This window comes from Bacillus sp. NPDC060175 (assembly GCF_042728695.1).
GTDB lineage: Bacteria > Bacillota > Bacilli > Bacillales > Bacillaceae_G > Bacillus_A.
Genome location: NZ_JBHWYR010000016.1, coordinates 26009 through 47460 on the forward strand (window position 1 = coordinate 26009; position 21452 = coordinate 47460).

Annotated in this window: 21 protein-coding genes and 2 pseudogenes; 20 read left to right on the forward strand and 3 right to left on the reverse strand. The window is 34.4% G+C overall.

Going from position 1 to position 21452, the window contains the following annotated elements:
* Positions 1 to 224: 224 nt before the first annotated feature.
* The 14 genes and pseudogenes from ACFWDE_RS10770 (at position 225) to ACFWDE_RS10835 (ending at position 12243) form a co-directional block, all read left to right on the forward strand.
* Positions 225 to 1190 (forward strand): iron-hydroxamate ABC transporter substrate-binding protein, encoded by a 966-nt coding sequence (locus ACFWDE_RS10770; RefSeq protein ID WP_002146170.1) that lies wholly within the window; start codon positions 225 to 227, stop codon positions 1188 to 1190.
* A 27-nt stretch (positions 1191 to 1217) separates the two neighbouring features.
* A complete protein-coding gene (locus tag ACFWDE_RS10775) occupies positions 1218 to 2225 on the forward strand; it encodes a FecCD family ABC transporter permease (RefSeq protein ID WP_377892175.1) in 1008 nt (335 codons plus the stop codon).
* The gene (locus tag ACFWDE_RS10780; RefSeq protein WP_377892177.1) at positions 2218 to 3240 is read left to right on the forward strand and encodes a FecCD family ABC transporter permease; all 1023 of its coding nucleotides are present in this window, start codon (positions 2218 to 2220) and stop codon (positions 3238 to 3240) included. Before ACFWDE_RS10775 ends, ACFWDE_RS10780 begins: the two co-directional genes overlap by 8 nt.
* 14 nt (positions 3241 to 3254) lie before the next feature.
* The gene (locus ACFWDE_RS10785) at positions 3255 to 4076 is read left to right on the forward strand and encodes an ABC transporter ATP-binding protein (RefSeq protein ID WP_377892180.1); all 822 of its coding nucleotides are present in this window, start codon (positions 3255 to 3257) and stop codon (positions 4074 to 4076) included.
* Between the two features lie 16 nt (positions 4077 to 4092).
* Positions 4093 to 4911, forward strand: coding sequence for an alpha/beta hydrolase (locus ACFWDE_RS10790; protein WP_377892182.1), 819 nt, complete (start codon positions 4093 to 4095; stop codon positions 4909 to 4911).
* 169 nt (positions 4912 to 5080) lie between these two features.
* A complete protein-coding gene (locus ACFWDE_RS10795; protein WP_377892185.1) occupies positions 5081 to 5455 on the forward strand; it encodes an ArsR/SmtB family transcription factor in 375 nt (124 codons plus the stop codon).
* Positions 5456 to 5521: 66 nt separating this feature from the next.
* Positions 5522 to 6230, forward strand: a pseudogene (gpmA, locus tag ACFWDE_RS10800) (2,3-diphosphoglycerate-dependent phosphoglycerate mutase).
* Between the two features lie 60 nt (positions 6231 to 6290).
* Positions 6291 to 6551, forward strand: coding sequence for a ferredoxin (locus tag ACFWDE_RS10805; protein WP_377892188.1), 261 nt, complete (start codon positions 6291 to 6293; stop codon positions 6549 to 6551).
* Between the two features lie 92 nt (positions 6552 to 6643).
* Positions 6644 to 7579: a cation diffusion facilitator family transporter gene (locus ACFWDE_RS10810; RefSeq protein WP_377892191.1), complete on the forward strand. Its 936-nt coding sequence runs from the start codon at positions 6644 to 6646 to the stop codon at positions 7577 to 7579.
* Positions 7580 to 7839: 260 nt separating this feature from the next.
* Positions 7840 to 8067, forward strand: coding sequence for a hypothetical protein (locus tag ACFWDE_RS10815; RefSeq protein ID WP_000849103.1), 228 nt, complete (start codon positions 7840 to 7842; stop codon positions 8065 to 8067).
* 328 nt (positions 8068 to 8395) lie between these two features.
* Positions 8396 to 8698, forward strand: coding sequence for a metal-sensing transcriptional repressor (locus tag ACFWDE_RS10820; protein WP_000349641.1), 303 nt, complete (start codon positions 8396 to 8398; stop codon positions 8696 to 8698).
* A gap of 197 nt (positions 8699 to 8895) precedes the next feature.
* On the forward strand, positions 8896 to 9102 hold the full coding sequence (gene copZ, locus ACFWDE_RS10825) for a copper chaperone CopZ (RefSeq protein WP_377892195.1): 207 nt from the start codon (positions 8896 to 8898) through the stop codon (positions 9100 to 9102).
* Between the two features lie 98 nt (positions 9103 to 9200).
* A complete protein-coding gene (locus ACFWDE_RS10830; protein ID WP_377892197.1) occupies positions 9201 to 11618 on the forward strand; it encodes a heavy metal translocating P-type ATPase in 2418 nt (805 codons plus the stop codon).
* A gap of 145 nt (positions 11619 to 11763) precedes the next feature.
* On the forward strand, positions 11764 to 12243 hold the full coding sequence (locus ACFWDE_RS10835) for a GNAT family N-acetyltransferase (protein ID WP_377892198.1): 480 nt from the start codon (positions 11764 to 11766) through the stop codon (positions 12241 to 12243).
* 19 nt (positions 12244 to 12262) lie between these two features.
* Here ACFWDE_RS10835 and ACFWDE_RS10840 read toward each other — a convergent pair whose 3' ends face one another.
* On the reverse strand, positions 12263 to 12535 hold the full coding sequence (locus ACFWDE_RS10840) for an HU family DNA-binding protein (protein ID WP_001043902.1): 273 nt from the start codon (positions 12533 to 12535) through the stop codon (positions 12263 to 12265).
* 141 nt (positions 12536 to 12676) lie between these two features.
* Positions 12677 to 13492: pseudogene (locus tag ACFWDE_RS10845) on the reverse strand (formate/nitrite transporter family protein).
* A gap of 196 nt (positions 13493 to 13688) precedes the next feature.
* On the opposite strand from ACFWDE_RS10845, the gene ACFWDE_RS10850 reads away from it, so the two are divergent.
* The gene (locus tag ACFWDE_RS10850; protein WP_377892201.1) at positions 13689 to 14582 is read left to right on the forward strand and encodes a metallophosphoesterase; all 894 of its coding nucleotides are present in this window, start codon (positions 13689 to 13691) and stop codon (positions 14580 to 14582) included.
* A 124-nt stretch (positions 14583 to 14706) separates the two neighbouring features.
* Entirely contained in the window at positions 14707 to 15924 is a 1218-nt protein-coding gene (locus ACFWDE_RS10855; protein WP_377892203.1) for a M20 family metallopeptidase, read from the forward strand.
* Positions 15925 to 15981: 57 nt separating this feature from the next.
* Here the strand turns inward: ACFWDE_RS10855 and ACFWDE_RS10860 are convergent, their stop codons facing one another.
* Positions 15982 to 17064, reverse strand: a complete 1083-nt coding sequence (locus tag ACFWDE_RS10860) for a chitinase (RefSeq protein WP_377892206.1) — start codon at positions 17062 to 17064, stop codon at positions 15982 to 15984.
* 270 nt (positions 17065 to 17334) lie between these two features.
* Between ACFWDE_RS10860 and gabP the strand changes: the two genes are divergently transcribed.
* The 4 genes from gabP (at position 17335) to ACFWDE_RS10880 (ending at position 21342) form a co-directional block, all read left to right on the forward strand.
* A complete protein-coding gene (gene gabP, locus ACFWDE_RS10865) occupies positions 17335 to 18729 on the forward strand; it encodes a GABA permease (protein WP_377892209.1) in 1395 nt (464 codons plus the stop codon).
* A 155-nt stretch (positions 18730 to 18884) separates the two neighbouring features.
* Positions 18885 to 19202, forward strand: coding sequence for a hypothetical protein (locus ACFWDE_RS10870; protein ID WP_377892211.1), 318 nt, complete (start codon positions 18885 to 18887; stop codon positions 19200 to 19202).
* A 317-nt stretch (positions 19203 to 19519) separates the two neighbouring features.
* Complete coding sequence (locus ACFWDE_RS10875; RefSeq protein ID WP_219919617.1) at positions 19520 to 20062, forward strand: DUF420 domain-containing protein; 543 nt, start codon at positions 19520 to 19522, stop codon at positions 20060 to 20062.
* A gap of 116 nt (positions 20063 to 20178) precedes the next feature.
* Positions 20179 to 21342, forward strand: a complete 1164-nt coding sequence (locus tag ACFWDE_RS10880) for an iron-containing alcohol dehydrogenase (RefSeq protein ID WP_377892213.1) — start codon at positions 20179 to 20181, stop codon at positions 21340 to 21342.
* Positions 21343 to 21452: the final 110 nt, after the last annotated feature.

Below are 21452 nucleotides of genomic sequence, written 5' to 3' on the forward strand. Positions count from 1 at the left end.
AATTTAATATTAAATATATACTTAGTAACGATAATCATTATCACTGAAAGTGATTATCAACAGATGGGGTGTAAAAAAGAATTATAGTTTAGGGGAAGTGAACGAGAATGAGTTCCGGATAAAATCATTAATCTAATGAAATATATGTATGGGACAAGTTTCATGTAGTTAAGTTTTTATATAAAAATAATCTATTTACAGATTTCGAGAGGAGATATATAAAGATGAACAAGAAATTATTTACATTAGGGATGGTAACAGTTTTAAGTGTAGGTTTAGCAGCATGTAATAGTGCAGATAAGACTTCAGGAGAACAAAAACAACAAACAAAGGCTAGTGAGACGAAAAAAGACGAAAAACGAAAAATTACATATTTAGGTAAAGAATATACAGTGCCAGCAAAAGTAGATAAAATTGCGACAGCTAGTTTAGAGTCAATGGAAGATGCGGCAGTACTTGGAATTAAACCAGTTGGAGCGATTACTGTAGGTGGTAAATTACCAAAGTATCTTGAAAAAGATTTAGAAGGTGCAAAATCTGTAGGAGAGAAAATGGAACCGAATTTCGAAACATTACTTCAATTAAAACCAGATGTTATTACATCAAGTACGAAATTCCCAGCAGAAACAGCTGAGAAGTTTACGAAAGTAGCTCCTACATTCCCGGTATCACACGTTTCAACAAATTGGGAAGATAACTTAAAGTTAATGGGAGAACTAACTGGTAAAAAAGATAAAGCAGAAAAAATTATTAAAGACTATAATGCGGACGCTGAAAAAGCAAAAACAAAACTTGGAGATAAGTTAAAAGATAAAAAAGTACTTGTCATTAGACTAAGAGCAAACGACCTATTCCTATACCCAGAAGGAGTATACTTTAATCCTGTCATTTATAAAGATCTTGGATTAACTGCTCCAGAACAACTTAAAACTGTAAAAGCACAAGAAAAGATTTCTTTAGAAAAACTTGCTGAAGTTAATCCGGATTATATCTTCTTACAATACGAGGCAAGCGAAAATAATAAACCAAAAGTGCTAGAAGACATTGAAAAAAATCCAATTTGGCAAAGTATGAATGCTGCGAAGGAAAAGAAAGTATTTGTAAACGTTGTAGATCCGATGGCGCAAGGTGGTACAGCTTGGAGTAAAACAGCATTCTTAAAAGAAGCAGTAAAAAATTTATCTAAATAATACAATAGGTAAGGTGCGTTGAATGATATGCAGAAAACTAATGCAGTACCAGTAACTATATTATGTATAGCACCCATATTCATCTTATTTACAGTTATACTTTCTATTTTGTATGGGGCAAAAAGTATTGATGTTGAAACAGTGTGGAACGCATTATTTCATTTTGATTCAAGCGATGTAGATCATAATATTATTATTACTTCACGTTTACCAAGGGTAGTTGCAGCTCTTTTAGTCGGAGCATTTCTAGCCATATCAGGAGCACTTATGCAGGGGATGACAAGAAACTATCTTGCATCCCCTTCTATTATGGGTGTGACGGATGGTGCAGCTTTTGTTATTACACTTTGTATGATTTTTCTTCCGGGAATGTCATCGATTGGTATGATTTTATGTTCAATGATTGGTTCTGCACTAGGAGCCGGTATCGTGTTTGGTTTTGGTTCGCTCCTTCAAAATGGCTTATCCCCTGTTAGGTTAGCGATTATAGGAACAGTTATTGGAACATTTTTAAGCAGTGTATCGGCCGCTATGGCCTCATATTTCCAAATCTCTCAAAATGTTAGTTTTTGGTTTAATGCAAAATTAGATCAAGTGGACCCTAATATAATTAAAATCACGATACCTTTTGGGATAATTGGGATAGTTTTAGCGCTGTTAATATCAAAATCTATTACCATTCTTTCTTTAGGAGAAGAGGTTTCTATTAATCTAGGGCAGCGTACAAAATTAGTTAAAGCGATGGCCATTTTATCAGTAATTTTTTTAACAGGAACGGCAGTCGCTTTAGTGGGGAAAGTTGGTTTTGTAGGCTTAATTATTCCACACATTACTCGTTTTATAATTGGGGTAGACTATAAATGGATTTTGCCATGTGCAGGCGTTATTGGTGGAGTTTTCTTAGCATTATGTGATGTTTTAAGTAGGTTTGTAAATTATCCATTTGAAACGCCAATTGGAGTTGTTACATCTTTAATTGGAATTCCTTTCTTCCTTTATTTAATCCGTACAAGAGGAGGAGAGAGACATGCCTAAAAGTTCAAGTCAACGTTTTGGAATGACGATGGGGATTATTATATTTTTAATTTTTGGTGCTATCTATATTAGTTTAACGAATGGTACGTTCGATATTACGATTACAGATGTATTTAAAACACTTTTTCGAATTGATCCAGTACCAGAACATGATTTAGTTATTTTTGATTTTCGTCTTCCGCGCATTGTAATTGCTGGATTAGTAGGATTAGGCCTCGGCGTTGCGGGTGCTGTAATTCAAGGGATTACGAGAAATGGATTGGCGGACCCAGGTATTTTAGGAGTGAATGCCGGGGCAGGTACAGCAATCGTAATTTTTATGTTTTTCTTTCAAGGGCAATTAAAGAGCACAGACTGGGTTTCTATAATGATGATGCCGATGTTTGGCTTAATAGGTGGATTAGGTGCAGCGATAATAATTTATCTGTTTTCTTGGAAAAACGGTAAGCTAGACTCGCAGCGACTTTTATTAACAGGGATTGCAATTGGATCAGGATTTGGAGCCTTTTCTATGTATTTATCACTCAAAATGAAGTCAACTGATTTCGAGATGGCTGCAGTGTGGGTGTCTGGAAGTATATATAGTGCAAACTGGAAATATATTGTTGCTATGTTGCCGTGGCTTATTATCTTAATTCCTCTTATACAAAGGAAAGCTTATTTATTAGATTTATTCCAATTGGAAGAAACGAGTATTACAAGTTTAGGTGTTTCAGTAGAAAGAGAGAAGTCTGTTTTACTATTAAGTAGTATCGGACTTGTGAGCGCATGTGTTGCTGTTTCAGGAAGTATTGGTTTCATCGGATTAATGGCACCGCATATAGCGAAAAGACTTGTCGGAATTCAGCATAAGCACATAATACCTACGTGCGGAGTAATTGGAATGTTTCTCGTAATTGCTTCAGACTTTATTGCAAAAACAGTTTTCACACCTGTAGAGTTACCAGTTGGAATTGTTATTTCTATTGTCGGTGTACCGTATTTCTTATATTTACTTTATAAGGCGAAAGCGTAAGAGGGGGAATAAAAGTGAGTATTTTAAGTGCAAAAAACTTAGAAGCAAATTATGAAAAACTTACAGTGTTTCGCGATTTAAATGTGGAAATACAAAAAGGAAAAGTAACGACAATTATCGGTCCAAATGGGTGTGGGAAATCAACACTATTAAAAACGATGGGACGAATTTTAAAACAAAAAAGCGGTAAAGTATATTTACAAGGCCAAGATTTAAACACGATTTCAACGAAAGAAATCGCGAAACAGTTAGCTTTACTTCCGCAAAATCCAATTGCCCCGGGAGAGATTAAGGTAGAAGAGTTGGTTTCTTATGGGCGTTACCCACATCGAAATAACGTAAATAAGCTAACAGCAAAAGATAAAGAGATGATTGATTGGGCATTAGATATAACGAAAACATCTGCGTTTCGAACGAGACAAATTGCAAACTTATCAGGTGGACAAAGACAAAAGGTGTGGCTAGCGATGGCTTTAGCACAAGAGACTGAAGTTTTATTATTAGACGAGCCAACGACATACCTTGATATGTCACACCAATTAGATGTACTGCAAATCGTGGAGAAATTAAATAAAGAACATAATTGTACGGTCGTAATGGTACTGCATGATATTAACCATGCAGCGAGATTTTCAGATGAAATTATTGCAATGAAAGAAGGGGAAATTGTTACAACTGGTAGCCCAGAAGAAATAATTACAAATGAAGTATTAAAAGAAGTATTTCATATTGATGCGCGTGTCATGATTGATCCGTATAATGGGTCTCCTGTTTGTTTCGGCTACGATAGCGTTGTATCTCAAGAAGAGAAAGTAGAAATATATGTAACAAGTTAACAAAGGGGGATTTACAATGAATACTACTATTGAAAAACAGCAGATTGTTACATCTAATACAGAACAGTGGAAAATGTATTCAAAATTAGAAGGTAAGGAATATCAAATTCATATTTCAAAACCGAAGCAGCCAGCACCGGATTCAGGTTATCCTGTCATATATGTATTAGATGGAAACGCATTTTTTCAAACATTCCACGAAGCGGTTAAAATACAGTCAGTTAGAGCGGAAAAAACAGGTGTTTCACCAGCTATTATAGTAGGTATTGGTTATCCAATTGAAGGGGCATTTTCAGGAGAAGAAAGATGCTATGATTTTACGCCTATTGTAATTTCAAAAGATGCTCCTTTAAAACCGGATGGCAAACCGTGGCCTAAAACAGGAGGGGCACCTAACTTCTTTACATTTATTGAAGAAGAATTGAAACCACAAATTGAAAAAAGTTTTGAGATTGATAAGGGAAAGCAAACGTTATTTGGGCATTCTTTAGGTGGTCTATTTGCTTTACATATACTGTTTACAAACGTAAATGCCTTCCAAAATTATTTTATTAGTAGCCCATCTATTTGGTGGAATAACCAATCCGTGCTTAAAAAAGAAGAGAACCTTATAAATGAATTAAATAATGCTAAGTTTGAAACAGGGGTATTCCTTACAGTTGGATCATTGGAGCGAGAGCATATGGTTGTAGGTGCAAATGAATTATCAGAGCGCCTTCTCCAAGTAAAACACGATCAGTTTATATTTAAGTTTTATGAAGCTGAAGGGGAGAATCATGCATCTGTTGTGCCGACTTCTTTAAGTAAAGGATTAAGATTTATTAGTCATTTATAGAAGAATTAATAGCATAAAAAAGAATCCCATATTATGTGGGATTCTTTTTGTTATATAGACATATTTAAAGTATTAACCAAAAACATTCAAATAAACATTTGAATGTTTTTGGTTAATAAGGTATACTACATACATAATCAAATATATATTTGAATAAGAGGTGTTACTTATGAAAGAAGAACATTGTGAACTTTGTTATCACGATGAGCAAAAAGTAAAGCATGCAAGTGACATATTGGAGAAAGAAAATATAAGTAGTGTAGCGAAAATGTTCAAGGCACTCGCGGATGAAACACGATTAAAAATTGCGTATGCACTGTATACGGAAAAGGAACTTTGTGTACGCGATGTCGCAAGTATTATTCATAGTAGTATTGCAACGGCTTCGCATCATTTAAGACTGTTACAAACAATAGGATTAGCAAAAAAGCGTAAAGAAGGAAAACTTGTTTTTTATTCATTAGATGATTCTCATGTAAATGGATTAATTGAATTGGCGTTTAGTCATAGTAGTGAAATGAACAAGAAAGAATTCAATAAGTAATCGTGCATTTTCATAAAGATATTTCTTTATGAAAATGCAACTTTAAAAGGAGAGGAGATAATAAGGATTAAGCTCGTTTTAATAAGACACGGACAAAGTGAATGGAATGTTGAAAATCTGGACAGATGTAGACTTATCAAATGCTGGTCTTCGAGAAGCAAGAGAAGCTGGAGAGATTTTGAAAGCCGATGGATTCTCATTCGATATAGCATATACATCTGTTTTAAAAAGAGCGATGCGTACTTTGTGGATTACTCTTGAGGAAATGGATTTGATGTGGATACCTATTCATAAAAACTGGAAATTAAATGAGAGACATTACGGTGCACTTCAAGGATTAAATAAAGAAGAAACAGCGAGAAAATATGGTGATGAGAGAGTAACTTTATGGAGACGTTCAACAAATGTACACCCACCAGCTCTTACAAAAGATGATGAGAGATATGAAGCGGCACATCCGAAGTATAGAGATTTAAAAGAAAATAAGTTTCCCCTTACAGAAAATCTAGAAGATACAGAAAAACGAGTTGTTTCATATTGGGATGAAGAAATAGCCCCTAATTTAAAAGATGGAAAAAAAGTGATTATTGCAGCGCATGGAAATACAATACGAGCTTTAGTAAAACATTTAGATCAAATTTCAGATGAAGATATAGAATATGTAAACATTCCAACAGGAACACCAATAGTTTATGAATTAGATAACGATTTAAAACCGATATGTCATTATTATTTAAGGGGAAAAGGAGAAGTGATGGAAAGAAAAATAGTGTAAAATAATCATTTTGATATACCCTACCTTAGTATTGTATGAGATTAATGGGAGTAACAAATATTGTTACATTATACTGTTGTAAATAAAGAAACTTGTGAATCATGTGGATTATGCCGCTCTATAGCACCAGATATATATCAATTGGATTGTAAAAGTAAAGCATTTGGTGCATTAGATCACAATGAAGGAATAATTGGAATTCCAACTACATTTTTGAATGCAATGGTGGCAGCATATGAAAGTTGTCCGACAAATTCGATTCGAGTAGGAAAAGAGTTGTTTGAAAATCAAAAATTAGAAAATGGTATGAGAATGGATTAAAGCCGCATTTCTATATTAATAAAAGCAATAGACAGATAGAAGTGGTGAACTTCAGAACAAATGTTAATAGATTAATAAAAGGAGGAATTTATATGGGACATCATCACGGTCACCAACATCATGGGCATTCCCACGGACATCATCATTTTGAAGAGAGTAGAGAAGGGAATAAGAAAGGTTTAATTACGGCATTAGTAATTACGGCAATTATTATGTTTCTTGAATTTTTTGGAGGACTAGTTACAAATAGTTTAGCCTTATTATCTGATTCAGGACATATGTTAAGTGATACAAGCTCGTTATTATTAAGTTTAATTGCCATTGGATTAGCAGCTAGAACAGTTACTTCTACAAAAACGTATGGATATTATCGTTTTGAAATTTTAGCTGCATTAATTAATGGAATTACATTATTTGTCGTGGCGGGACTAATCGTGTGGGAAGCAATCGGAAGGTTTTTTGAACCACCAACTGTAGCGAGTGGTCCAATGATGTTAATCGCATCAATTGGTTTACTAGCAAATTTAATTAGTGCATGGGCTCTTATGAGACAAGGTGATGTGAAAAATAACGTCAATTTACGTAGCGCATATTTACATGTTCTTGGAGATGCTTTAGGTTCAGTTGGTGCGTTAGTAGCTGGTGCACTTATGTCTTTATTTTCATGGTATATTGCAGATCCAATTATCTCAGTAATTGTAGCGCTATTAATTTTAAAGAGTGCATGGGGAGTAACAAAACATTCCATTCATATACTTATGGAGGGTACACCTGTTTCAATTGAGATAGAACAAGTTAAGCAAGCTATTAAAGAAGTAGATGGTGTACGTGATATACACGATCTCCACATTTGGACAATTACATCAGGATTAGATGCATTAAGTGTCCATGTAATGATCGATAAAAAACAGGACGATCAAGAAGTGCTTCAAAATATTATTACTATGTTAAAACAGGAGTTCCATATTGAACATGCTACAATTCAAATTGAAACGCTTAAGATTAAGCATAGTGAAATGGTCATTTAATAAAATTCAACAAAAAGGCTATGGAGGAAATTCTCCATAGCCTTTTTGTTCACGTAAGTAGAATTGTCCTTTTTGAACGTTTTGTTTCAACTTTTCGTCTAAAGAGACAAAAAGTTGTCACAATTCCGTCACAATTAGCATAAACATAAAATAGACGAAATGAACTTACTTCCAAAAGGCTTGGTTAATTCAATTTATGATTAGTAAAGCTGAAAAAGCGCGGATTAAAAGTTCACTATATTCTCAAGGAGGTAGATCGTATGAAAACTATTCTTGCTATCGCTGGGCTTATTTGGGTTTTATCACATGGCATTCCAATTTATGAAGGAGAACAAATTCGCAGTGCTCTGAATAAAAATTTTAATGAATATCATATCATTGATCGGCAAGATAATGTTGTGACAGTTCGAGTGAATGATTGTTTTCATACGGTAACCGTTGAAGGAACTTCTGTAGTGAATGATACAAAAGTATGCGATCAACAATAATTATATATAGGAAGAAAAAAGTCTCAATTTAGATATGTAAAGATTGAGACTTTTATATTTGTGAAACATTAATAAGCGGGGACGGACAATCCCCGCTTATTGATGTTTCATTTTATTGAATTTTGAGGGGAGATGTAATGCTTTTTTGAGAAAAAGGGAAGGGTATAATGATAATTGGGACTGAGAAGCTAATAATGTGTTAAGAATAATCATAAAGAGGAAATATACTCATATGGGGTATCATACATAGATATTTAATGCTATAATTGGTATACTCGTAAAAGTAATTGTTTTATTGGATGAAGAGAAACTTTGAGAAGGTGATAATATGGATCATAAAGAGCATGAATCAGTAACACATAGATCAGAAAAAGAAAAAGAACAAATTATAAATAGATTAAAGAGGATTGAAGGCCAAGTCCGTGGTATTCAAAACATGATTGAAAATGATCGTTATTGCGTTGATATTTTAGTTCAAATTTCTGCGATTAATGCAGCGATGAAAAAAGTAGGAATGGGTGTCTTAAAAAACCATACAAGTCATTGTGTTTCAGGAGCTATTAAAGATGGTAATGGTGACGAAGCAATTGAAGAATTAATGACAGTATTTGAACGTTTTTCAAAAGCATAAAGGCCAAGCTAGTATTTAATTAGCTTGGCTTTTTCTTTATATAGGGGAAGGGATTACAAATTCATAATTGGAGCAAAGAAATAAAGAGTTTAGAAAAAATTTAAAATCATGATACAAAACCATTGATTACCTTAGGGGGGTATGGTAAGATGTAGTTGTGATAAACAAACAATGAAGAAACAAGAGGAGGATTTTAAATGGAACAGTTAACATTACAAGTTGAAGGTATGTCTTGTGGCCATTGTGTAAATTCTATTGAAAGTAATGTGAAAGAACTAAATGGTGTTGAACAAGTAAAAGTACAATTAGCAGAAGGAACAGTTGAAGTTACCATTGACTCATCAATCATTACTTTAAAAGATATTGTTAGTGTAATCGAAGATCAAGGATACGATGTTATATAAAAATTTTTAAATACTGGAATAAATCGTACTTTAAATAAAGTGCGATTTATTTTGCTAAAAAATATACCTCTTGAGGGTATATGGTAGGGGTGAATGAAATGAATGAGAAAAAAGAGGCCAATCTTCAAATATCAGGAATGACATGTGCCGCATGTGCGAATAGAATTGAAAAAGGTCTTAAAAAAGTAGAAGGTGTTCAAGAGGCAAATGTAAATTTTGCGCTTGAAAAAACAAAAATTTTGTACGATCCCACTCAAACAAATCCGCAACAATTTAAAGAAAAAGTTGAATCGTTAGGATATGGAATTGTAAGTGATAAAGCTGAGTTTACTGTTTCGGGAATGACATGTGCAGCATGTGCGAATAGAGTAGAAAAGCGTTTGAATAAGCTAGAAGGTGTGAATAAAGCGACAGTAAATTTTGCTTTAGAATCGGCTACAGTTGACTTTAATCCTGATGAAATCAGTGTAAATGAAATGAAGAGCGCGATTACAAAGTTAGGATATAAATTAGAAGTAAAATCAGATGAGCAGGATGCATCAACTGATCATCGATTACAAGAAATTGAGCGACAAAAGAAGAAATTTATCATTTCATTTATTTTATCATTCCCGTTATTGTGGGCAATGGTGAGCCACTTCTCATTTACATCGTTTATTTATTTACCTGATATGCTTATGAATCCTTGGGTGCAGCTAGCTCTTGCAACTCCAGTACAGTTTATAATTGGAGGCCAGTTTTATATTGGTGCTTATAAAGCGTTACGCAATAAAAGTGCCAACATGGATGTTCTCGTGGCACTTGGAACCTCTGCAGCGTATTTCTACAGTGTGTATTTAAGCATTCAATCAATTGGTTCTTCGGAACATATGACAGATTTATATTTTGAAACGAGCGCAGTACTTATTACATTAATTATTTTAGGTAAATTATTTGAGGCAAAAGCAAAAGGACGTTCATCAGAAGCTATTAAAAAATTGATGGGATTACAGGCGAAAACTGCTACAGTTGTACGAGATGGAACAGAAATAAAAATTTTAATCGAAGAAGTGGTAGCAGGTGATATCGTCTATGTAAAACCTGGTGAAAAAATCCCGGTAGATGGGGAAATTGTAGAAGGAAAATCAGCGATAGATGAATCGATGTTAACAGGTGAGAGTATTCCAGTTGATAAAACAATTGGGGATGTAGTAATCGGTTCTACAATGAATAAAAATGGATTTTTAAAAGTTAAGGCAACTAAAGTAGGAAGAGACACTGCATTAGCACAAATTATTAAAGTAGTAGAAGAGGCTCAAGGTTCGAAAGCTCCTATTCAAAGGGTAGCGGATCAAATTTCAGGTATTTTCGTACCTGTTGTAGTTGGGATTGCTATTATCACTTTTGTAGTATGGATGGTATTTGTTACACCTGGTGATTTTGGAGGAGCACTTGAGAAAATGATAGCAGTACTTGTTATTGCTTGTCCATGTGCTTTAGGTCTTGCAACACCTACATCTATTATGGCGGGATCAGGAAGATCAGCTGAACATGGTATTTTATTTAAAGGTGGAGAGCATCTAGAAGCGACACATCGATTAGATACGATTATTTTGGATAAAACAGGTACAGTTACAAATGGAAAACCAATATTAACAGACGTAATTGTAGCAGATGGATTCCATGAAAAAGAAATACTATGTTTAGTAGGTGCGGCAGAAAAAAACTCTGAACACCCACTTGCAGAAGCGATTGTAGAAGGAATTAAAGAAAAGGGAATTGATATCCCAAGTTCAGAAACGTTTGAAGCAATTCCTGGATTTGGTATTGAATCGGTTGTCGAAGGAAAACAATTATTAATTGGTACACGCCGATTAATGAAAAAATTCAATATTGATATTGAAGAAGTTTCTAAATCGATGGAAGAACTAGAGCGAGAAGGAAAAACAGCAATGCTTATTGCGATCGATAAGGAATATGCTGGGATTGTTGCCGTTGCAGATACAGTAAAAGATACTTCAAAAGCAGCAATTGCAAGGCTTAAGAAAATGGGTCTCGATGTCGTTATGATTACAGGTGATAATACACAAACTGCTCAGGCAATTGCCAAGCAAGTTGGTATTGATCACGTAATTGCAGAAGTATTACCAGAAGGAAAAGCAGAAGAAGTGAAAAAACTTCAAGCTAGTGGTAAGAAAGTAGCGATGGTTGGAGATGGAATTAATGATGCTCCTGCTCTTGCTACAGCAGACATTGGAATGGCAATTGGAACAGGGACAGATGTAGCAATGGAAGCAGCGGATATTACATTAATCCGTGGTGACTTGAATAGTATTGCCGATGCCATCTTTATGAGTAAAATGACGATTAGAAATATTAAGCAAAATCTATTCTGGGCGTTAGCCTATAACGGCCTAGGAATCCCAATTGCAGCACTTGGTTTCTTAGCTCCTTGGGTTGCGGGTGCAGCGATGGCGTTTAGCTCTGTATCAGTCGTATTAAATGCATTAAGATTGCAAAGAGTTAAATTAAAATAATAAAAATTTTAATTTATAGAGTAATTGAATATGCTTTTATACAAAAAACAATACTTTGAATAAGTATTGTTTTTTGTTCGTATAGAAAGAAAAAAGATATAATATAGCAGAAATAGAAGTGATAGCTTGATGAGGAGATTTATATATGTTTAAAGATATTATAATTAGAACATTTCAGAAAGAGGATTTAGAACAAGTATTGCAATTATTCTATGAAACGGTTCATACGGTTAATGCAAAAGATTATAATACGCTACAGTTAAATGCCTGGGCACCAGAGCGACTAGATAGAGAAAGTTGGCTACAATCTTTAGAAAAGAATATTTGTTATGTTGCAGAGTATAAAGGTGTGATAGTAGGATTTGGGGATTATAATGAGGAACATTACGTAGATCGCTTATTTACGCATAAAGACTATCAGGGGAAAGGGATAGCTTCTTACATACTACAGAAGTTAGAAAAAGAAGCGGTGAACTTGCAGCATAGAGATATATTTACAGAAGCGAGTATTACAGCAAAACTTTTCTTTGAAAGCAAAGGTTTTATTTGCATAAAGGAACAAAATAAGCAACATAATAGTCAGATTTTTATTAATTATATAATGAAAAAAATAGCCTTCTCATAAATGAGAAGGCTATTTTTCATTATTTTACAGCTTCTTTTAGTTCTTTACCAGCTTTGAAAGCAGGTACTTTAGAAGCTGCGATTTGCATTTCTTCACCCGTCTGTGGGTTACGGCCTGTACGAGCAGCTCTTTCACGAACTTCGAATGTACCGAATCCGATAAGTTGTACTTTTTCACCAGCAGCTAAAGTGTTAGTGATTGATTCTACTACAGTTTGTAAAACTACAGTAGCTTCTTTTTGAGAAATCTCAGCGTTTTGTGCTACGTTTTTAATTAATTCTGTTTTATTCATGTTTTTCACCTCATATGTAAATAATGCTATTTAAGTTGTTATTATATCGTATAAAACATTCGAGAACAAGTGTACGTACATATATTCGCAAAAAAAATGAAATTTGTAATATTTTTTAGGACCACTTTATAGACATTCAATTTAAGCGGATACAGATTTTTTCTTTAATGCAGTTTGCTCTTTATTGGAAGATAGTTTCTTATTATAAGATATGAAATAAGGTAATGCTACAAATAACATACCCCCTACTAAGTTTCCGAAGAAAACAAAAATGAAGTTTGGAAAATATTAACCCCAAGTTAAATGACCAGAAAAAATTGCAGCTGGGATGACAAACATATTGGCTACAACGTGTTGAAATCCAATCGCAACAAAAGTCATAACAGGGAACCAAATACCGACAATCTTTCCGATAAATTCTTTACTTCCCATACTGAGCCAAACAGCTAAACAAACGAGCCAATTACACCCGATTGCAGAAATGAAGGCTTGTAGTGGTGTATCTTGTAGTTTAGCTTGTGCAATAGAAACTGTTTTTGCTAAAAAAGCTCCCTCCGTTAAGCCGACGATATGACCAAAAAAATAAGCGACGAATATAGCACCTATGAAGTTGCTAAACGTAACAATAACTAAATTTCGTATGAAGTGAAATAAGTCGATTTTTTTGTGAAGCCATGCCATTGAAACGGTCATCATGTTGCCAGTTACTAATTCACCGCCTGCAAGGATAACGAGTATAAGACCGATAGGGAATACGGCAGCACCTAGAAAACTAGTAAATGATCCCCAAGATTGTGGCATTGTTCCGATAACATGGATATCAAGTAAATATCCTAATGCTATGAAAGCACCACCAAAAAAACCGAGAATTAGCATAGGGAGCAATGATAAATGAGCTTTTTTTCTTCCGGAATTAGCAGCAAGTTCCGTAATTTCTTCTGGTGTAAATACAGACATGAATAACCTCTCCTTAATAGAATGATGAAATGAATAGAAGAAACATTTTAAAGAATCTATGTATTATAAAAATATGTTATGACTTCTGTATAAATTTGTCAAAGTGAGTGGGGATAAAATTGGATATAATGAACATTGTTCATGTTGTCACATTAATGTAACAATAAGGCTTTAAAGTGATTTTAGAGGTGAAAACATGAATACGCATCATGTAAAAAAAGAACGAAAAAAATCAATCGTAAAGATATTTATTATTAGTTTCATAAGTATATTAATGATACCAGTAAGTTTGTATTTCTATGCGACTGAAATAGAAAGAAAACTAGTAACAGTTACGTGGAATGAAATAGACGCTCCTACAATTCCTAAAGAGTTTAATAATAAAAAAATATTGCAGTTCTCAGATGTACATTTAGGACCAGATTTTACATTGAAACAACTAGAAAATTTGGTGGAGAGGATGAATGAATTACATCCAGATATAGTAGTTTTTACAGGAGATTTAATAGATAAGTTTGGATCCTATAGTGCGGAAAGAGAAGAAGCAAAGGTTATTTTGCAGAAAATTAAAGCTCCCCTAGGAAAATATGCTGTGTTTGGGAATCATGATAGAGGTGGGGGCGGTAGTTTATTTTACAAAAAGTATATGGAGGAAGCTGGTTTTTCTGTGTTAGTAAATGAAGTGCAGAAAATTAAAGCGGAAAACGGCAAGTATATTACAATATCAGGTTTGGATGATTTTTTATTAGGGAAGCCACAAATAGACTCGACTTTAAAAAACTTAAGACAACAAGATTTCAATATGCTATTAATACATGAGCCGGATGTTGTAGATAAAGTATCTCGTTATCCAGTCGATTTTCAAATGTCAGGACATAGTCACGGAGGACAAGTTCAAATTCCTTTTATAGGTCCATTAATTACTACAAAACTAGCTGAGAGTCATGTTGAAGGTATGTATGAATTAGAAGGGAAGAATAGGCCGTTACACTTATACGTAAATCGTGGTATTGGGACAACCCGAATGCCTGTTAGATTTTTGAGTGTACCGGAACTTTCACTATTTGTATTGAAGCAAAGTAGTGACTAAAGTAGAACGTTTAATATTTTGAAGAATTAAGAGTACTTTTAAAGAAAGTTCTCTTTTTTTATTGATTAAATACATAATATTATGTATTTTTTATTTAAACTGTTAAAAAGAAAGGGGAATTTCTATGATAGAAACATGGCATAAAGAATTGGAAAGTTTATATAATCAAATGGTTTCGTGGCGAAGAGATTTTCATCAATACCCAGAGCTATCGTTTCAAGAAATAGAAACACCGAAAAAAATAGCTGAAGTCTTAAAAAGCCTTCGTATTGATGTGAAAACGGATGTAGGCGGAAGAGGGGTAATCGGCGTAATTGAAGGTGGAAGACCTGGGAAGACGATAGCGTTACGTGCTGATTTTGATGCACTACCTATTCAAGATGAAAAACAAGTCTCATATAAATCAAAGGTTCCTGGGGTCATGCATGCTTGTGGGCATGATGGACATACAGCAACACTTTTAGGAGTTGCAAAAATATTAAGTGATCATAGAGACCAGCTTTCTGGAAAAGTAGTTCTTATTCATCAACATGCAGAAGAAAAAGAACCTGGTGGTGCAATTGCGATGATTGAGGATGGTTGTTTAGAGGGAGTAGATGTTGTTTTTGGAACACATTTATCGTCACAAATGCCCTTAGGCATTGTTGGTGCGAAAGCTGGAGCAATGATGGCAGCAGCGGATACTTTTGAAGTGAAGATTCAAGGTCGAGGTGGACACGGAGGGATGCCACATCATACTGTAGATGCAATTATTGTAGCGACACAAGTTATTAATCAATTGCAACTTTTAGTGAGTCGAAAAATAGATCCACTTCAATCTGCCGTGTTAACAGTCGGTACATTCCACGCTGGTCAGGCGGATAATATTATTGCGGATACAGCAACACTAACAGGAACAATTCGAACGTTAGATCCTGAAATAAGAGATTTTATAGAAGAAGAATTCAAACGAATTGTGGAGGGAATCTGTCATTCACTCCATGCGGAAGTGGATATTCAATACAAACGTGGATATCCAATATTAATTAATCATTTGGATGAAACGAATCGTTTTATGAAAATTGCAGAGCGTGATTTTGGAAGAGAGCGTGTATTAGAGGTTCCACCAATTATGGGTGGAGAAGATTTTGCATACTACTTAGAACATGTTCCAGGAGCATTTTTCTTCACAGGTGCGGGTAATGAAGAAATAGGAGCAACATATCCACATCATCATCCTCAATTTGATTTTGATGAACGTGCAATGTTAGTTGGTGGTAAATTGCTTTTAAGTCTCGTAAATAGCTATTTAAGAAATGGAGAAGGATCTCTTCATAATTTAGATATGGATGTGAAAAAGTAATTTACATAAATAAAAAATAACAATAGGTTACTTTATATAACCTATTGTTGTTTTTTATTATTTTTGCAAGGGAATGGCATCAAAATATGTTCTATAGTTATTGGAGAATTCAAAGTTGTTTTTTGCATCCCAATTAATGGACCAAGACATTAGACCACGAAATGCAGGGTAGCCACTTTGATTAGAAAGTTTATACTTTCCTCCGAAAGGAATGCCTTTAATAATATAATCTAAAGCTTTTTTCATTTCAGTTGGAGAAATATATCCACCGCTTGGAGCTGCTGCCGGTGCTGCAGGAAGCCCAATCATTACTTGATCTGAACGAAGAGCCGGGAAAATGTTATTTGGATTACCACCTACAGGAAATCCATGTAAGAGCATATCGGCCATCGCGACCTCGTAGTCTGCGTTTCCTTGATTATAATTATTACCGTCCATCCCAATGCCGCCACCAGCATTGTAATGTTGAACGTGAATGTACGTTAGTTTGTCTTTCACTCCGTAAATAATTGGTAAATACGCACCCCATATGCTTCCATATGCACTATAACCGCCCTGAACATAAGCTGTTTCAGGTGCCATGCTTAATAGAAGATCTGGACCGTAATGGTCTGAAATTGTTCGAATAGCTGAGATAAGATTCACGATTTGAGGAGTTGACGGGTTTTTAAAATTAGTGTCATTTCCGTTTAAGTAAATACCTGATTCAAGGTCAATATCTATTCCATCAAAACCGTATTTATCGATAAGAGATTGTATGGAATTAATAAAACGTTGCTTAGCGGCATTGTCAGGAAGTAAAACGACCCCATTTTGTCCACCTATTGAAAGAACCACTTTTTTTCCTTTACCTTTTAAATAGGAAATATCAGATTTGAACTCTGCATCTGTACCATACACAGGGGAAAATTCAACAGTGGAACGATCACCACCAGTTTCACCGAAAGATACATTTATTACATCCCATTTTGGTGAAACGTCTTTTAATTTAATAATGCCAGTACCGTTATCAAAGTTATGCCAATATCCAACGAGTAGTTTTGATCCTAAATTGTTTGCAGCTTGTGTTTGGAAGGGGACTAGTGGTAGCAGTAAGAAAATTACTAACAGACAACAAATGAATTTGAACTTGTTTAACATATCAACACTCCTATACAAAAAGTTGTCTAGATGTATAATCTTGTTTATTTAATTGCATCTGAAAATTCGTTCTTTTTTAAGGTGACTATAATTTTCTCAACAATTTTGTATGGAAAATTATTAAACCTAATGTAATAATTTCTGTAGGAGGTTGAATTACATTTATTGAATTCAGAATATTTTGATATATCTTAAAGTGTAGGACAAGATTTTATGCATAATACTCTTACATAAATTTCAAAATTAAGTTTGGAAGGGGATGTACAAGAGTTGGATAAAAATCTAAAGAAAGATCTCAAAATACGTCACATTACAATGATCTCAATTGGCGGCGTAATAGGGGCTGGTCTGTTTGTTGGAAGTGGTGCAGTTGTGCATTCAGCAGGACCAGGTTCTATCGTTTCATATGCATTAGCAGGACTTTTAGTCATTTTCGTCATGAGAATGTTGGGGGAAATGGCAGCAATTAACCCGACAAGTGGTTCATTTGCAACATATGCACGAGAAGCAATTGGTCCATGGGCGGGTTATACAATTGGGTGGCTATATTGGTTCTTCTGGGTAATTGTTATTGCAATAGAAGCTACAGCAGGTGCTGGTATCATTCAATACTGGATTCCACAAATTCCACTATGGTTATTAAGCTTACTATTAACAATTTTATTAACGTTGACGAATGTTTTTTCGGTGAAATCATTTGGAGAATTTGAATATTGGTTTTCTTTTATTAAAGTAATAAGTATTGTCTTATTCCTTTGTCTTGGACTTGCTGTTATTTTAGGGTTTGTACCAGGAACGGAAGCACTTGGCACTTCAAATTTAGTAGGGCAAGGGGGATTTATGCCAAATGGGATAAGTTCGGTTCTGCTTGGAATAACCGTCGTTATATTTTCATTTATGGGGTCAGAGATTGTTGCAGTGGCGGCTGGTGAGTCTGCTGAACCTGTAAAAGCAGTAAAAACAGCAACAAATAGCGTAATTTGGCGTATTCTCGTATTTTTCATTGGATCTATTGCTGTAGTTGTTACACTCCTTCCATGGAATTCAGCAAACATACTAAAAAGTCCGTTTGTAGCTGTACTTGAACATATAGGAATACCAGCAGCAGCACAAATTATGAATTTTATCGTTTTAACAGCTGTACTTTCTTGCTTAAATTCGGGCTTATATACAAACTCAAGAATGCTTTTTTCGATGGCAGAAAGAGGAGATGCCCCAAAGGTATTTTTAAAATTGAGCAGTAGTGGTGTTCCAGTTCGGGCAGTTTTATTTGGAACTTTCTTCGCTTATATTGGAGTTGTTTTTAGTTACATATCTCCAGATAAAGTCTTTTTATTTTTAGTGAATGCATCTGGTGGGATCGCATTACTAGTTTATCTCGTTATTGCAGTTTCACATTTAAAGATGCGTAAAAAAATGGGAAAAGTAGAACAACAAAATTTGAAAGTGAAAATGTGGCTTTTCCCGTATGTAACGTATGTTACAATTGCCGCTATAATAGCAGTTTTAGTTGCAATGCTAGCAATTGAATCTTTACGTTCGCAAGCGCTTTTAACGATGCTTGTTACTGTTCTTATAATACTTTCTTATTTTATTCTTAATAGAAATAAAAATAGCATAGTTTTGAAACCTGAAAGTAGAAAGGAAGAATCTGTTCGATTCTAATTTATTGTTTTGGAAGAGAGTTACACCCAATCATTGCTATAAAAGAATCATATATAAACATAGAAACAAGTAATTACTATTAGCATAGTGAAAATAAACTTTTTTCTTGACTTTTTATATGAAGGAGAGCAAAATGATAAAAAAGGAAGGGGGGGATGACGATGGAAGAGTACGTATTAGAGCTGTATAACCTGTTATATACGACAGAATGGCAAGATATTGTTTCGTTTCTCGGGATAGTATTTTGTATGAAGATTGTAATCGTATATATGGAAGAGCAAGGTATGTTCTATTCCTTCTCATCTCCGTTCGATTTGCAAAGAGAGCCGTTACCAAACTATGCCAATATAAATGATAAACAAATGCCTTTTGTTATATTCTTTATGATTCGTTTTATAACAGCGATTGTGAAGAGGAAAGAAAGTGATGAAGAAGAGTGCCACTTAACTTGTAAGATAGCTAACGTTTTTTAAGCTAAATACAAGGAGGAGATTTATATGTGGTTTCGATTTCTTATGATTGGTTTCTTTTCATTAACAGCAATTTCACTAATGGGATATCAAGTGTCTGAAATATATCAAGCGTATAGCAATACGTTTTTTAACAAAAACTAATTGCATTGCTATTTAAATAATAAAGCGATAAAATCCTTCTTAAGAAGTATTGTTAAGAAGGATTTTTTCTTTGTTTTGTCTTACTGTGTCAAACTATTGTCACATTTACACTGTGAATAATATGTTAAAATAGTGAGGTTACGTATACATATTTGAAGGAAGAGGGAGTGACCATTTTGGTGGATCAATCAACAAGTCAGAAAAGCTATGCTCCTATTGTGATAACGCTTTCTGTAATTGTAAATGCGATTATATTATTTTTGTTCTTTGGACCTGTTGGCTATGAAGGAGAAGTACATTTTGATGTAACAATTTTACCAATGTTAAATGCAATCTTTAATAGCTTTACGTTTGTATTCTTATTAGCAGCTTTATTTTCTATTATTAAAAAGAATGTAAAGATGCACCGCGGTTTTATTCTTGCGGCATTTACAACGACTTTATTATTTTGTGTGTCATATTTATCGTATCATTACTTGGCACCGGCAACACATTTTGGTGGAGAAGGATTTATTAAATATGTGTACTTCATCATTTTAATTACACATATTATCCTTGCTGCAATTATTGTACCACTTGCATTGTTCGCACTTGTATTTGGTTTTACGAATCAATTAACACGTCACCGTAAAATTGTACGTTGGACGATGCCGATTTGGTTATATGTAAGTTTATCTGGTGTTATTGTTTACTTAATGATCTCACCTTATTACCAATAAAAAGTCTCAGCCTAAAGGCTGGGATTTTTTTGTTAAGCAAATTTGTTTGTGAAATTAAAAAAGTGTGGTATACAAAAGTATAGTTGCTTTTCATATGGAAGGGATGGTAAAGGTATATGCAAAATTTTGTATTTCGTAACCCAACAAAACTTATTTTTGGTAAAGGACAATTGGAGCAGTTAAAGACTGAAATTCCACAGTTCGGTAAAAAAGTTCTTCTCGTATATGGAGGAGGAAGTATTAAAAGAAACGGTATTTATGAAAATGTAATTTCTATTTTACAGGAAATAAATGCGGAAGTATTTGAATTAACTGGTGTTGAACCGAATCCACGTTTATCAACTGTAAAGAAAGGAATTCAAATTTGTAAAGACAATGGAGTTGAATTTATTTTAGCAGTTGGTGGTGGAAGTGTAATCGACTGTACAAAAGCGATTGCTGCTGGCAGTAAATATGATGGAGATGTGTGGGATATTGTAACGAAAAAAGCATTCGCTGGCGAGGCGTTACCATTTGGTACTGTACTTACTCTTGCGGCGACAGGTTCTGAAATGAATGCAGGCTCAGTAATTACAAACTGGGAAACGAATGAAAAGTATGGATGGGGTAGTCCAGTTACTTTCCCGCAGTTTTCAATCTTAGATCCAGTTCATACTGCGTCTGTACCGAAAGATCAAACAATTTACGGTATGGTCGATATTATGTCGCACGTATTAGAGCAATATTTCCATCACGGCATGAATACAGAATTACAAGATCGTTATTGTGAATCTGTTTTAAGAACAGTAATTGAAACAGCTCCTAAGCTTTTAAGTGATTTAGAAAATTATGAGCATAGGGAAACAATTTTATATTGCGGTACTATGGCGTTAAACGGCATTTTAGCGATGGGAGTAAAAGGAGACTGGGCAACTCATAATATTGAGCATGCAGTTTCTGCTGTTCATGACATACCGCATGGGGGCGGCCTTGCAATTCTATTCCCAAATTGGATGAAGCATGTTGTAGATGAAAATGTGAGTCGTTTTGAACAGTTTGCTATTCGTGTATTCGATGTAGAAACAGATGGGAAGACAGATAAAGAGGTTGCGTTAGAGGGAATTGAGGCGTTACGTCAATTTTGGACTTCAATTGAAGCTCCAGTAACATTAGCTGATTACGCTATTAGAGAAAGTGAAATTGACTTAATGGCGGATAAAGCGATGGCTTATGGTGAATTCGGTAACTTTAAAAAATTAAATAAAGATGATGTTCTAAATATATATAAAGCTTCTCTATAAGTGGATCGAAAGAAGAAACCTATTTGATTATTGTATCAAATAGGTTTTTTTGTTATTTGCAATCGTTTTTTGAATGTTTATGATTACTTTTGGTTGTTTTCGATTGTTTA